Genomic DNA, 13,641 nt, shown 5'->3' with positions numbered 1-13,641 from the left:
GAAGGTCGGCGGCGCTCCGTCGAATTGCTCCAAGAGCCGGGCGTGGTATCCGCGACAACCGATGACACCCAGTCTGCCGTCCGCGCCGGTCGCCACCACTCGCTGAGACATCTCACGATGCCAAGTGGTCGGGCGGCTATGGCCGGTTGGGAAGGAAATGCGATGTGTTCGTCGAGCAGTTCGCTGCTCTGGAGGCAGTGGTGGAGCTGTCGCAGCCGGGATCGACGCCGACGCGGGCGAATTCATGTCAGCGTTCGAGGACCAGGGCGACGCCCTGGCCCACGCCGATGCAGAGGGTGGCGACACCAACTCCCCTTCCCCTGCGGGCGAGTTGGTGGGCGACGGTGCCGGCCAGGCGGGCACCGGAGGCGCCGAGGGGGTGCCCGAGGGCGATGGCGCCGCCCTGCGGGTTGAGGATCGCCGGGTCGAACTCGGGCCATTCGGCCACACACCCGAGGACCTGCGCGGCGAAAGCCTCGTTCAGTTCGAGCACGTCGAGATCGGTGAAGGCCCGGCCGGCCTTGGCCAGGGCCCGGTTGACGGCTTCGACAGGGGCGAGACCGAAGTAGTGCGGGTCGATCGCGGACACTCCCGTGGCGGAGAGGCGGGCCAGCGGCTCGCGGCCGGTGGCCTTCAGGCCCTCCTCGTCGGCCAGGAGCAGGGCGGCGGCGCCGTCATTGAGCGGCGAGGCGTTGCCCGCGGTCACTGTGCCGTGCGCGGTGCGGAAGGAGGGCTTGAGTTTGGCCATCGCAGTCAGGGAAGCGTCCGGGCGGATGCACTCGTCGGCGGCGAAGAGCACCGGGTCGCCCTTGCGCTGGGGGATCGACACGGCGGCGAGCTCGGGCTCGAACAGGCCCTCGGCCTGAGCCGTCGCGGCCTTCCGGTGGCTGCTCAGCGCGAACTCGTCCTGCCGCTCGCGGCTGATCCTGTGCTTGTCGGCGATGAGTTCGGCCGACTCGCCGAGCGGGATGGTCCACTGCGGGTCCATCCTCGGATTGACCATGCGCCAGCCGAGGGTGGTCGAGTACAGCTCGGCGTGCCCGGCGGGGAAGGGCCGGTCCGACTTGGGCAGCACGTACGGAGCCCGGGTCATCGACTCCACACCACCGGCGACGGCGATGGAGGCGTCGCCGACGATGATGGCACGGGCGGCCTGAATGACGGCCTCCAGTCCGGAGGCGCACAGCCGGTTGACCGTCACGCCCGGCACCGAGGTGGGCAGGCCCGCGAGCAGCGCGGCCATGCGGCCGACATTGCGGTTCTCCTCACCGGCGCCGTTGGCGTTTCCGAAGTACACGTCCGCGATGCGCGCCGGGTCCAACTGGGGGCATCGGGCGAGGAGTTCGCGGATGGTGTGTGCGGCCAGGTCGTCGGGGCGTACCGAGGCCAGGCCACCGTTGTGACGCCCGATCGGCGTGCGCACGGCGTCGACGATGTATACGTTCTTCACTTCAGGCCCTCCGTGACGGTCAGCTCGGCGTCGGTCTTGGTGATGATCTCCTCGACGCCGACGCCCGGTGCGCACTCGACCAGCACCAGTCCCTCGTCGGTGATGTCGAGGACGCCGAGGTCGGTGATGATCCGGTTCACGCAACGCTTCCCGGTCAGCGGCAGCACGCACTCGGTGAGGATCTTCGGTGAGCCGTCCTTGGCGGTGTGCGTCATCACGACGATGACCGTACGGGCGCCGTGCACCAGGTCCATCGCACCGCCGATGCCCGTGACCATCTTCCCGGGGATCGCCCAGTTCGCCAGGTCTCCCTGCTCGGAGACCTGCATCGCGCCCAGCACCGCCACGTCGATGTGGCCGCCGCGGATCATCGAGAAGGACAGCGCCGAGTCGAAGAAGGAGGCGCCGGGCAGCACCGTCACGGTCTCCTTGCCCGCGTTGATCAGGTCGGGGTCGACCTGCTCCTCGGTGGGGTACGGGCCGGTGCCGAGGATGCCGTTCTCGGACTCGAGGATCACTTCGACGCCGGACGGGAGGTAGTTGGGGATCAGCGTCGGCAGCCCGATGCCGAGATTGACGTACTGGCCGTCCTCCAGCTCCCGCGCGGCCCGGGCGGCCATCTCCTCACGACTCCAGGCCATCAGCCGCTCACCGGCCCTTGTGCCGCAGGCACGGACACCGTGCGCTGCTCGATCTTCTTGTCCGCCGTCTGTTCCGACGTGAGGGCCACCACCCGCTGCACGAAGATCCCCGGCAGATGCACCGCGTCCGGATCGATCGCGCCCGGCTCCACCAGCTCCTCCACCTCGGCGACCGTCACCCTTCCCGCCATCGCGGCCAACGGGTTGAAGTTGCGAGCCGACTTGCTGAACACCAGGTTGCCGTGCCGGTCCCCCTTCGCCGCCCTTACCAGCGCGAAGTCGGTACGGATTCCGTGCTCCAGCACATACGCGACTCCGTCGAAGGTCCGCACCTCCTTGGCCGGCGAGGCCAGCGCCACCCCGCCCGAGCCGTCGTACCGCCAAGGCAACCCGCCTTCCGCGACCTGCGTGCCCACCCCGGCGGGGGTGTAGAAGGCGGGAATTCCCGCACCGCCCGCCCGGAGCCGTTCGGCCAGCGTGCCCTGGGGGATCAGCTCCACCTCCAGCTCCCCGGCCAGATACTGCCGCGCGAACTCCTTGTTCGCCCCGACATACGAGCCCGTCACCCGTCCGATCCGGCCCGCCGCCAGCAGCACCGCCAGGCCCGAGTCCATCGCCCCGCAGTTGTTCGAGACGACCGACAGCCCCGACACCCCCCGCTCGAACAGCGTCTGGATCAACACGTTCGGCACACCGCTCAACCCGAACCCGCCCACCGCCAACGACGCGCCTTCCGGCACATCCGACATCGCCTCCAGGGCCGTGGCGACCACTTTATCCATCTTTTTTTACTCTGCCTCTCGCCAATGCGGACCCATCGGACGCTGTTTCCGTGCGATGCCAGGAATTCGGCCGGGTTCTGTAATATTTCTGCGGGCGTCGCGGAAATCGCGGGAGTGGATCCGCCCCAGACTTGCCCGTCTCATTCGCATCTCACGTGACCGACACCTGCTTCCACGGTCCAGCGCCTTGGCATCCGTCGGCATCCCGCAGATGAGTGATATCGCCCGTGATCCCCAGGCCACTCCGTCGGTGCGCGTCGCGCGAACAAGGTATTCCCTCGCCGATCCTCGTTATCACTCACGGATTCCGTTGACGCGCATCATCCGAGTGCCGACGCTTCTTCCATGAATAGAGGATCGGCAGGACCGAGGAAATTCTCATGAAGACATTCGTACATCGGGGACAGATCACCAAGGTGGTCTTCGGCAGCGGTACGCGCAGCCGTGTCCCCGAAGAGGCCGATGCTCTCGGATGCCGTCGGGTGCTCATCCTGTGCACACCCGGTCAAGTGGACCAGTCAGCGGAGATACGCGACCTGCTTGGTGCGGCCGCCGTGGGAACTTTCGCCGAAGCGGCTCCTCATACCCCTGTCGAGGTCACGGAGAAGGCGGTCGCATACGCCAGATCCGTGGGAGCGGACTCCGTGCTCGCCATCGGCGGTGGATCGACCATCGGCCTCGGCAAGGCGATCGCCGTACGGACCGGACTTCCGCAGCTGGCGCTGCCCACCACCTATGCCGGCTCGGAGATGACGCCGATCCTCGGAGAGACCGAAGGCCGCAGGAAGACGACCCGGCGGCTGCCGGAAGCACTGCTCAAGACGGTGGTGTACGACGTCGACCTGACGCTCACATTTCCGGCGGCGATATCCGTGGTCAGCGGCATCAACGCGATGGCGCACGCCGTGGAGGCCCTCTACGCACAGGACCGGGACCCGCTCGCCTTCCTGATGGCCGGTGAAGCGCTCGATTCCCTCACCCGATCCCTTCCGGTCGTCGCGCGACGTCCGGAGGACGGCGAGGCGCGGGCGGATGCGCTGTACGGGGCGTGGCTGGCGGGCACGTGCCTCGGCACGGTGGGCATGGCCCTGCATCACAAGGTGTGCCATGTGCTGGGCGGCACATTCGGGCTTCCGCACGCCGAAACCCACACAGTCGTCCTGCCGCACGTGGTCGCCTACAACGGGCCGGCGGCCCCCGAAACCATGGCACGCATCGCGCAGGCGCTGCCGGGGGACGACGCCGCGAGCGGTCTCTTCGACTTCGCCGGGAGGCTCGGCGCCCCCAGTGCACTGCGGGACCTCGGCATGCCCGAATCGGGGATCGAGCAGGCGGCCGAACTCATCGTGCGGGACGGCTACTGGAATCCGCGCCCAGTGGATCGGACGGCTGTGCGCGCCTTCCTGACCCGCGCCTGGGCCGGGGAGAGGCCGTGGACATCACCCGGCAACGAACATCCCCAGACCGACTCCGTCATCGAACACTCAATCACCACGGGAGCGAGCCATGCGTGATCTGACCAGCGACACCATCACCGGGGCTGTGATCTCGACCATGCGGGACACCAAGGACTCCCGCCTCGCGGAGATCCTGGAATCACTGGTGCGACACCTCCACTCCTTCGTCCGTGATGTCGAGCCGACGGAGGAGGAGTGGGCCCGGGGAGTGGACTTCCTGACGCGCACCGGGCAGATGTGCACGCCGACGCGCCAGGAGTTCGTCCTGCTGTCCGACGTGCTGGGCGTCACCATGCTGGTCGACGCCCTGAGCAATCGACGCCCCACCAACGCCACACAGAACAGCGTCCTGGGCCCCTTCTTCAGGGAGGACAGGCCACAGCCCGCCGACGCCGCCGACATCTCCGGAGGCCTGCCCGGTACCCCGATGTTCTTCGAGGGACGGGTCGTGGACCGTGAAGGAGCGCCGGTGACCGGCGCCGCGGTGGACGTCTGGCACAGTGACTCGGAGGGCCATTACGACGTGGATGTGCCCGGCCAGGTCGACCCGGCCATGCGCGCGCTGTTCCGGACCGACGCGACGGGACACTTCAGCTTCCGTTCCATCCGCCCGTCCAGCTATCCGATACCCGGTGACGGCCCGGTCGGCGAACTCTTGAGCGCGACCAGCAGGTCGCCCATGCGTCCCGCCCATGTGCACCTGCTGATCGACGCTCCGGGATTCCAGCGCGTGACCAGCATGCTGTTCCCTTCGGACGACCCGTACCTGGACACCGATCCGGTGTTCGGGGTCAAGGAGTCGCTGGTCGAGTCCTATGACACGTACGCGGCCGACGCCGGGCCCTGCCGCGCCCTGACCGATGTGCCGTACACCCTGCTGCGCCACACCTTCGTCCTCGAACCTCTCCCCGCGGACCGGTAGGCACTGACAGCCGGCGTCGCACGCTTCACCACAGGCACCAGGGCCCAGCGCGGCACGGGTGTCGTCGAACCCCCGGTACCGGGCCGGCCCGCAACTCCGCCTTGAACTCGGCGAAGCGCGATCCGCCCACCACGCGCGCGATGACCTCGCGTACGTCACAGGGCAGCCGCTCGCCTTCCTGCCCCACGCGAACGACATGCCCGCCAACCCACCCAGTGGGGTGGTGAGTTCACCCAGTGTCCTGCGCAACAGGCCGACGCTCTTCCGACTTTCACGGAGGTCCTCCGATGACCGAAACCCTTGACATGACAGTCGATTTCCGAGCCACGATGAGCCGGCTCGCCACGGGTGTCAGCGTGATCACCACGTGCTCCGGAAGCACACCCATCGGCATGACGGCGAGCGCCGTGGCCGCCCTCTCCCTCGACCCGCTCCAGCTGCTCGTGTGCATCGGCAACCACCTGTACACGCGGACCGCGATCGCGGCGCACGGCCGCTTCGCCGTCAATGTACTCGGCGAGGACAGCGAGCACCTGGCGCGGAACTTCGCCGCTTCCAAACCGGACAAGTTCGCGGGCATCGAGACCTTCGACGACCACGGTGTGCCGGTGTTGAAGGACGCCATCGCGGCTGTCGTGTGCGACGTCGCCGAGGCGCTCCCCGGCGGCGATCACACCATCTTCGTGGGCGACGTCCGCCATTGGGCACACAAGGTGGACTGCCGACCGCTGGTCCACTTCGCGGGCGGCTTCGGCGCGCTCAGGGCTCCGCACTAGTCCTGGTGGCAGCGGTCCGAAGGCGGCCGCTGCGGGGCCCGTGACCGGCCCGCCACCGCCCCCGATGCACGGCTCCTGCGAGGCGAGCCATGGCCGTCGGGGGCTCCGCCCGTCCCGACGACTCCACGGAAAGTGCCATGACCAGCTCCGTTGCGACATTCAAGCTGCATCCTCCGGCCCAGCCCCCGCATCTGCTGACACGCCCGCGTCTGCTGCGTCGGCTTGACGCGGCGACCGAGCCCGTGGTGGTGGTCTCCGCGCCGGCCGGTGCCGGGAAAACGGTGCTCCTGACCGAGTGGTCGCAAGGCCTGGCGGCTCGCGGAGAGTGCGCGTGGCTCAGCCTGGACGCGTACGACAACGCCCCGGGCCGGCTCTGGGCCTGCATCCTGCGAGCGGTGCACCACGCACGACCGAACCTGCCCGCCCGCCTCGACAGCGACGGGTGGACGGTCGAGGCATGGCTAGAGGAGATCCTGCCGAGTCTTCTGGCCGGACTGGGCGGAGAGGGACGGCTCACGCTGATCCTCGACGGACTGGAATCCATCACGGACGCCGACGCGGTCCGTAGCCTGGCGGACTTCCTGACAAGGCTTCCCCGCGGCTTCCGTGTCGTTCTGTCGACCCGGCACATTCCCGGAAGCCCCCTTCCGACCCTGCGCGCCCGGGGTCTGACCGCCGAACTCGACCAGCACGACCTGGCCTTCACCCCGGAGGAAGCACAGGCAGTGCTCACCGGTCTGCTCGGGTCCGCTCCGAGCGCGGACACTTCGAGCGCGCTGTACGAGGCCACCGGGGGATGGGCGGCGGGACTGTGCACCATGGGGCGCACCCTCGCCCGCTCGGCGAACGAGGCCGACACGGAAGGGAACCTGGCCCGCGGCAGGCAAGCGGTCACCGAATATCTGGCCACCGAGGTGCTCTATCGGCTCACCACCGAACAGCGCCGGTTCCTGCTGCGTACCAGCGTGCTCGACGAACTGACTGCCGGGCCGAGCCAGGCCCTCGCCGGGGACCGGGCGGGCGTACTGCTGCGCGAGCTCGCACGGACCGTGCAACTGCTCGTGCCCGTCGCCGCCGATCCGCCGGCGTACCGGCATCACCCAGCACTGTCTTCGCTGCTGTCCGACGTCCTTGAGTCCGAAGGGTCGGACACCGTCGTGTCCCTGCACCGGTCGGCGGCTCAGTGGTACTCCCGGCAAGGGGAGACGACCGCGGCCGTACGGCACTGGATGCTGGGCGGCGATGAGTCCGCGGCCGTCGCGTCGGTCCTCGACGGCTGGGAGAAGGCGATCTCGGCGGGCCGTGGTGCGGAGGTCTCGCACTGGCTGGACCTCTTGCCGCCCCGCACGGTCGCCGCCGACGCGAGACTGTGCGTCGTGGCGGCGATGGCGGCCCTCTCAGGGGGCGCCCCGGAAACGGCCCGGCGCTGGCTGGATGTGGCCCAGCTCAGGCAGACGGGACCGCAGACGGTCGGCGAAGGCAGCACGGTGTCCGATGCCGCAGCCGTCGCTCGGGTCGTGGCCTGCTGTCTGAAGGGAGAGGTCCTGACCGCCGGCCGTCTCGGCGAAGCCGCCGTCGCCGGCACCCTGCCGTTGACTTCCTGGCGTGCCCTGGCCTGTACGGCCCGCGGTGCCGCTCTGCTGTGGACCTGCCGGTACGAGGAGGCGGAGGCGCTGCTCGGCGAGGCGACCCGTGACGCGCATGCCGCCGGGCACGGCCTGGCGCTCGTCCGCGCGCTGGGTCTGCGGGCGGTGTGCGCGCTCTTGGCCGGGCGGCACGAACTGGCGCGCATCTTGAGTGACGAGGCCCTTGATGCGGTCGCGACGGTCGGCCTCGGCCGGCACTTCGTCTCTGTGCCTGCCTACATCGGCCGGGCCGGCCTACTTCTCGAAGAGGGACAGGTCGAGGAGGCCGAACGGGTTCTGGCCGGCGCGGAAGCGGTGCTGGCGGGCTCGACCCGGACGGGAAGCGAACCGCACATACGCGCCTTGTGCCACTTCACGCGGTCGCGACTTGAGAGCGCGCGGCACAACACGGACGCGGCGCGAAAGGCCCGCGAGGCAGCCGAGCGGGCGGCGGCCCGGTGCGAGTCGCCCGGGGTGCTGACGGACCTGCTCGGCCGAGTCGGCGGGGACACAGCGGTGACACCTGCCGCCCCCCGCCCCCAGGACCTGTCGGTGAGAGAGCGCCGAGTGCTCCGTGCCCTGTGCGGTCCGCTGACGCTGCGTGAGATCGCCTCCGAGCTCTATGTGTCCCACAACACCGTGAAGACACAGGTACGGGCGATCTTCCGCAAACTCGACGCGCACGACAGGGATGCGGCGGTTGCCAGGGCCAGGGAGTGCGGCGTGTTCTGATCCGAGCCCTGGCATCCTGCTACCGGGACTCATTCGCAGTGCATCGGGCTTCGGCCCGGTGACGAAGCGAATCCGAGGATGGCGACGCGGAGCGTCGCGAGCCCGGTGCCGACGGCGCCGGGTAGTGCTCACACCGGCCGGTTCCGCTGCTCGATGTACTGCCGGACCACGGAGAGCGGGGCACCACCGACGGTCCCGGCGAAGCAGGAGCCGGACCAGAGCTTCTCTGCGCGACGCCGAGGCCGCCTACCGCAACTTCTTCGCTTCCCTCAAGGGCACCCGCAAGGGACCGAAAACGGGCGCGCCGAGGCTCAAGCCCCGTAAGAACAAGTGGCATTCGACCCGGTTCACCGCAGACGCCCGCTGGTCTCTCACTGCCGCCGGGCGGCTGAACCTGCCCAAGATCGCCGCGATGCCGGACACCGACCAGCAGATCGGCAACGACCTGGGCCTCACCCACTTCGCGATCCTCTCCGACGGCACGGAAATCGGCTCCCCGCGGTTCCTGCGCCGCGCGCCCACACGAAGGTGGCCGACGCGCGCCGCGAGTTCCACCACCAGCTCTCCACCAGACTGATCCGCGAGAACCAAGAGATCGTCCGAACCCCGCGCCGCGTAGCGGCGCGGGGTTCGGACGGGAAGGCGGGAATCCGCGGGCCTCAGCCCGAGGAGCAGGTCAAGAGGCGTCCGGGCGTGACGCGTCCTGGCGCCGGGCGTAGTTCGCCTGAGCCTTGTACACGGTCTCCTCGTCGTCGCGCACGCTCTCGATGCCGCAGACCTTACGCGCGAGGTCCGCCATGCTGCCGCTCGGGGACATCTCGGCGCGCTTCATGGTGAGGCTGCGGATGGCCAGCAGGGGTGTGCCGTTGAAGTTCTCGAAGGTGCTGATCCGGTCGCCCCAGTCGGACAGGAACATGTCGCGGATCACTCGGCTGATCTTCAGCCGGTCGTAGGGCCTGCCGACCGGTCCGGTCTGCAGCGCCTCCAGCCACGGCCGCAGTTCGGGCTGCTGCCACTGCCCCTCGGTGGGGTAGATGAGCGCGGCACGACCGGACAGGTCGAGGAGCTCGTGGACCATGTCGGTGATGTGCTCGATGTAGTACGCCCGCCCGAAGTCGAACATCAGGACGTTCGGCTTGAAGATGCCGCCGGGAGTGAAGAACCCCTGGTCCTCCGAACCGACCGTATGCGCCTTGAGCGTCTGGTGGAAGCCGGCGAACCGGGCGACCCGGGCCTGGACCGGCGGCAGCTGGTAGGTGCCGATGTGCTCGGTGATCAGCAGGGCCAGGCCGAGCATCAGCTCGGCCTTCACCATCGCACGCACCAGTGAGTGGTAGTGCAGCCAGTCGAAGACGCGCTGCGGGTACAGCGATGCGTGCTGGGGGTTGCCGATGTGGAAGACGCGGTTCCAGGGGATGAGTACGTCCTCGAACACGATGACGCTGTCGAGCTCGTCACCCTGCGAGGCGAGCGGGTGTTCCACCTCCTCGCCGTCGCGGACGTTGCTCTCCCGGCAGATGATGGTGACCCCGGGGGTGTCGGGCTTCACCGCCCCGTAGATGATCTGTTCCGAGATGATGCCGGGGCGGTAGAAGACGCCGATGTGGATCCAGTCCCCGAAGGCCGCGCCGGTGCTGATCGCCTTCACACCCCGCACGGTGATGCCCTCGTCCGAGGTGGCGACCACCCGCAGGGCAGGGGACTCGGCCTGCGCGGAATCGCGCGAGCGGTCCGCCTGCGGGTCGACGAAGGCCGGCGTCGCGTTGAGGTCACCGTCCCGCACCACGTTCCAGAAGTCGAGGATCCCCTCGGTGAGGTCCCTCCCGTCGGTCCCGACGGACTGGCTGCTCCAGGGCTCCGGGTCGTCGATGTAGGTCAGCAGGACGTAGTTGTTGACATCCGGTGTGCGCGGGATCGCCCCGCCGCCGAGTTCTCGCTGCACCGTCTCCAGGTAGTGCCGCTTGCGCCGCAGGTCCTCCTTGGAACGGTGCTGGAACCATGTCATGGACCGCCGGACGCCCCCCTCGTCCACGAACGTCATGACGTCCTGGAGGTCCGGGCGGTGGTGCAGGTCGTAGAAGTCCGCGAGGCTCTGGGCGTACGCCCTGGTCTTCGGGTGCGTGGCCACGTTGTCGACGAGTTCGTCACCCACCCACACCTTGCGGCCGTCGTTCAGCGCTGCCAGGTATTCCTTGCCTGTACGCACGTCGTGCTCCTCTCCAGGGGCAAGAGATCCGGATGGCACGGAGCATGCGTCGCGGCAGGGTGACAGGACGGCGCGCAGCCGGCAATCACCCGGGTGAAAGCGGCGATCACCGGGGAACCGACGTTGAGGGCGGATGCGGCCGTGCGCCATGCTTGCCCCATGAGCAGCACAGACCCCGCCGACGGCCAGTTCGGTGGGCGCGGGAACCAGGCCATGACCGGGCTGCGCCTGCGGGGACGGGACCGCGAGATCACGGCTGTCCGTGAGGCCCTGGACGCGGTGCGTGGCGGACGGGGTGCCTGCGTCGTCGTGGAAGGCGCGCCTGGCGTCGGCAAGAGCCGGTTGCTCGCGGAGCTGGACGAGATGGCGCGGCGGTCCGGCTTCGATGTGGTGTCGGTACGGGCCGACGAGCTCGACCAGTACGCGGCAGGAGCCGCACTGCAGTCCGCCCTGCAGTCCTCCGATGGTTCCGACCGAGCCGCCGCAGCCACCGACGACCAGCGGCTCTGGCTGCTGGACAGCATCACGGACGCTCTGGAGGACCGGGCTCAGCGCGCCCCGGTGGCCGTCCTGGTGGACGACGCGCAGTGGGCGGATCCGGCCACGCTCTTCGTGCTCCGCACCCTGCCCGGACGACTGGCCGCCTCGCGGATCCTGTGGGTGCTGGCGGTACGGTCGGACACCGAGCGACCGACCGTGGCCAGGGTGCGGGAGGACCTCGAACGCCTCGGAGCCCGATGGCTGACCCTCGGCCCCCTGCCACAGCAGGAGCTGCAGGACATCGCGGCCGATGTCCTCGGGGCGAGGCCGTCACCCGGTCTGGCCAGGCTCCTGCGAGCCGTCGCGGGCAACCCCTTCCTGGCGATCGAACTGGTGCGCGCTTTTGCCGACACGGATGCCGTCAAAATGGAGACGGGCGAGGCGAGCCTCCTGCATGACGGCATCCCCGTCAGTTTCCGGCGGAGTATCGCCGCGCGTCTGGACCGGCTCCCGGAAGATGCCGTGCGCCTGCTCCAGATCGGGTCCGTCCTCGGCCGCGAATTCGACCTCGGCACGGCCGCCCGCATGCTCGGCAGGCAGGTCGGCAGCCTGCTGTCGGGCGTCGAGGCCGTCCTGAACGCCGGTCTGCTCTCGGCCGACAGTCCGCGACTCGCCTTCCGGCACGACCTCATCCGGCAGGCTGTCCACGAGAACCTGCCGCTGGCCGTACGGACCGCTCTGCACCGGGAGGCGGCCGACAGTCTGCGTGGCATCGGGGCACGCTCGGCCGAGGTGGCCTGGCACGTCGTCATGTCGGGCGGCCCGGTCGACGACGATGCCGTGACCACGCTGACCACCGCCGTACAGGAACTGTCGTCGTCAGCCCCCGACGCGGCTGCGGACTTGGCCCAGCGGGTCGCCGGACTGCTGCCCCCACACGACCGGCGTCGCATCACCCTGCTGACCGACGCCGCCGAGTACCTCGGCCGGACCCGCCGGGTTCACGAGGCGCTCGACCTGGTCGACGCCACTCTGCCGGAAGGCCTTGAGCCACTGCAGGAGGCACACCTGCGTCTGGTGGCCGCCGAGATCCACCAGGCCGCGGGCGACGACGCCGCCGCGATGACACACCTTCAGCAGGCCCTGGCCCTTCCCGCGCTGCCGTCCGACCTGCGCGTGCGGCTGCTGAAGACCAAGGCGACGGGCCATGTGTACCTCGGGGACATCACCGCTGCCGAGCAGACCGGCCCCTGGCTGGTCGAGGCCTCCTACCGCAGCCATGATCCGGCCGTCGTCGTCAGCGCCATGGTGTTCCAGTCGCAGACGTCCTTCTACCGTGGGCGCCTGTCCCGCGCCCTTGAGCTTGCCGAGGAGGCCACCCGACGCGCCGGCACCCAGTCCGCCGCCCTCTACCTGCGGCCCCCACGGATTCCGGCGCTGTGGCTGGCCACCGTACTGACCGCCACCGACCGGCTCGCGGACACCGGGCGGATCCTGCGGGAGGGACAGCGCGAGGCGGAGGCGCTGGGCCTCGGCTGGTCCCTTCCCCACTGGCATGCCGCCCGTGCCTGCGCACTGCTCGAACAGGGAGCGCTGGACGACGCGGCCGTGGAGGCCGAGGCCAGCCTGATGGTGGCGGACGAACTCGAGATCACTCTGCCGAAACCGCAGGCCCGCTCCGTGCTGGCATTGGTGGAGATCAGACGTGGCGACCTCGCCAAGGCCAGGGACCACCTCCGCGCCGCCGAAACCGGTTCCGGCACGCACACGACGCAGCGGTACGGCCCTTGGATGTCTCTCGCGCGCGCCGGCCTGGCGGACGCGGAGGGCGAAGACGGCGAAGCGGCGGTGGCACTCACGGAAAGCTTCAAGAGCCCTGAGCCGACGCGGCTGCTTGCGGTACCTCCGTCCCACTGGCCCGCGATCGTGCGCATCGCGCTCCGCGGCGAGGACCCTTCGGTCGCGCAGGCCGTGTCCGGCGCACTGCGCAGCCTGACCACGCAGGACGAGAGCCGGCAGATCATCGGGGCAGTCCGCGCCCATGTGGACGGCCTGCTCCACCGCGACCCCCGTGCACTGGGGTCCGCCATCACCGGCTACCGGAGCACCGGCAGGCCGTTGGCCCTGGCGGCGGCCTGCGAGGACCTCGGCGAGCTCATGGCGGCATCGGCCGACACGACGCCGGCGATCCCGTACTTCGAAGAAGCGGGTCAGCTGGCGGCGGCCTCAGGAGCCGGGCGCGATCAAGAACGGATCAGGCGGCGCCTGCGCCGGCTCGGCGTGCGCACCGCCCCCGTGCGGAACCACACGGCCGGTCCCCAGGGGTTGGGGAACCTGACCGAATCCGAGCGGAAACTGATCCCGCTCGTCGTCGAAGGCCTCACCAACCGGGCCATCGCCGACCAGCTCTACGTGTCCGTGCACACCGTCAATACGCATATGAAGCACATCTTCACCAAGCTCGGCATCAACTCGCGGGTCGAGCTGACCCGGCTGGCGATCGAGCGGGGCATCAGCGCCGACGGGGCCGACTGAGCGCTGCACCGACCGCAGGGCACGGTGGCAAGGAT

10 protein-coding genes and 1 pseudogene are annotated in these 13,641 nt (G+C 69.5%); 6 read left to right on the top strand and 5 right to left on the bottom strand.

Features of this window, described 5'->3' with window-relative positions; all coding sequences use genetic code 11:
- Positions 1 to 247 precede the first annotated feature (247 nt).
- Genes RV986_RS00890 through RV986_RS00880 form a run of 3 tightly spaced genes read right to left on the bottom strand, consistent with a single transcriptional unit; the run spans position 248 to position 2,873 of the window.
- The gene (locus tag RV986_RS00890; protein WP_475915535.1) at positions 248 to 1,450 is read right to left on the bottom strand and encodes a thiolase family protein; all 1,203 of its coding nucleotides are present in this window, start codon (positions 1,448 to 1,450) and stop codon (positions 248 to 250) included.
- Positions 1,447 to 2,091, bottom strand: coding sequence for a CoA transferase subunit B (locus RV986_RS00885; RefSeq protein ID WP_475915534.1), 645 nt, complete (start codon positions 2,089 to 2,091; stop codon positions 1,447 to 1,449). The genes RV986_RS00890 and RV986_RS00885 overlap by 4 nt, the downstream gene beginning before the upstream one ends.
- Positions 2,091 to 2,873: a CoA transferase subunit A gene (locus tag RV986_RS00880; RefSeq protein WP_475915533.1), complete on the bottom strand. Its 783-nt coding sequence runs from the start codon at positions 2,871 to 2,873 to the stop codon at positions 2,091 to 2,093. The genes RV986_RS00885 and RV986_RS00880 overlap by 1 nt, the downstream gene beginning before the upstream one ends.
- 380 nt (positions 2,874 to 3,253) lie before the next feature.
- Here RV986_RS00880 and RV986_RS00875 point away from each other — a divergent pair, with 380 nt between their 5' ends.
- The 4 genes from RV986_RS00875 (at position 3,254) to RV986_RS00860 (ending at position 8,385) form a co-directional block, all read left to right on the top strand.
- Positions 3,254 to 4,387 carry a maleylacetate reductase gene (locus RV986_RS00875; RefSeq protein WP_475915532.1) on the top strand — a complete coding sequence of 378 codons (1,134 nt, stop codon included), beginning with the start codon at positions 3,254 to 3,256 and terminating at the stop codon, positions 4,385 to 4,387.
- Entirely contained in the window at positions 4,380 to 5,252 is an 873-nt protein-coding gene (locus RV986_RS00870; RefSeq protein ID WP_475915531.1) for a dioxygenase family protein, read from the top strand. Before RV986_RS00875 ends, RV986_RS00870 begins: the two co-directional genes overlap by 8 nt.
- Before the next feature lie 287 nt (positions 5,253 to 5,539).
- A complete protein-coding gene (locus RV986_RS00865; protein ID WP_475915530.1) occupies positions 5,540 to 6,028 on the top strand; it encodes a flavin reductase family protein in 489 nt (162 codons plus the stop codon).
- A 137-nt stretch (positions 6,029 to 6,165) separates the two neighbouring features.
- Positions 6,166 to 8,385, top strand: a complete 2,220-nt coding sequence (locus tag RV986_RS00860) for a helix-turn-helix transcriptional regulator (RefSeq protein ID WP_475915529.1) — start codon at positions 6,166 to 6,168, stop codon at positions 8,383 to 8,385.
- Between the two features lie 128 nt (positions 8,386 to 8,513).
- On the opposite strand, the pseudogene RV986_RS00855 reads toward RV986_RS00860, so the two are convergent.
- Positions 8,514 to 8,606: pseudogene (locus tag RV986_RS00855) on the bottom strand (IS200/IS605 family transposase); the annotation flags it as partial.
- Between the two features lie 191 nt (positions 8,607 to 8,797).
- On the opposite strand from RV986_RS00855, the gene RV986_RS00850 reads away from it, so the two are divergent.
- Positions 8,798 to 8,962 carry a hypothetical protein gene (locus RV986_RS00850; protein WP_475915528.1) on the top strand — a complete coding sequence of 55 codons (165 nt, stop codon included), beginning with the start codon at positions 8,798 to 8,800 and terminating at the stop codon, positions 8,960 to 8,962.
- Between the two features lie 99 nt (positions 8,963 to 9,061).
- Here the strand turns inward: RV986_RS00850 and RV986_RS00845 are convergent, their stop codons facing one another.
- Positions 9,062 to 10,591, bottom strand: a complete 1,530-nt coding sequence (locus RV986_RS00845; RefSeq protein ID WP_475915527.1) for a 4-hydroxyphenylacetate 3-hydroxylase family protein — start codon at positions 10,589 to 10,591, stop codon at positions 9,062 to 9,064.
- 159 nt (positions 10,592 to 10,750) lie between these two features.
- On the opposite strand from RV986_RS00845, the gene RV986_RS00840 reads away from it, so the two are divergent.
- Positions 10,751 to 13,606 (top strand): helix-turn-helix transcriptional regulator, encoded by a 2,856-nt coding sequence (locus RV986_RS00840; protein ID WP_475915526.1) that lies wholly within the window; start codon positions 10,751 to 10,753, stop codon positions 13,604 to 13,606.
- Positions 13,607 to 13,641: the final 35 nt, after the last annotated feature.

This window comes from Streptomyces sp. RLA012 (genome assembly GCF_056270325.1).
This window is presented reverse-complemented; position numbering and strand designations above follow the sequence as displayed.

Bases quoted from the DNA above. Each gene is read 5' to 3' on its own strand.
- RV986_RS00865 (WP_475915530.1), top strand. From the start codon at position 5,540: ATGACCGAAACCCTTGACATGACAGTCGATTTCCGAGCCACGATGAGC.
- RV986_RS00860 (WP_475915529.1), top strand. From the start codon at position 6,166: ATGACCAGCTCCGTTGCGACATTCAAGCTGCATCCTCCGGCCCAGCCC.
- RV986_RS00840 (WP_475915526.1), top strand. From the start codon at position 10,751: ATGAGCAGCACAGACCCCGCCGACGGCCAGTTCGGTGGGCGCGGGAAC.
- RV986_RS00880 (WP_475915533.1), bottom strand. From the start codon at position 2,873: ATGGATAAAGTGGTCGCCACGGCCCTGGAGGCGATGTCGGATGTGCCG.
- RV986_RS00875 (WP_475915532.1), top strand. From the start codon at position 3,254: ATGAAGACATTCGTACATCGGGGACAGATCACCAAGGTGGTCTTCGGC.
- RV986_RS00850 (WP_475915528.1), top strand. From the start codon at position 8,798: ATGCCGGACACCGACCAGCAGATCGGCAACGACCTGGGCCTCACCCAC.
- RV986_RS00885 (WP_475915534.1), bottom strand. From the start codon at position 2,091: ATGGCCTGGAGTCGTGAGGAGATGGCCGCCCGGGCCGCGCGGGAGCTG.
- RV986_RS00870 (WP_475915531.1), top strand. From the start codon at position 4,380: ATGCGTGATCTGACCAGCGACACCATCACCGGGGCTGTGATCTCGACC.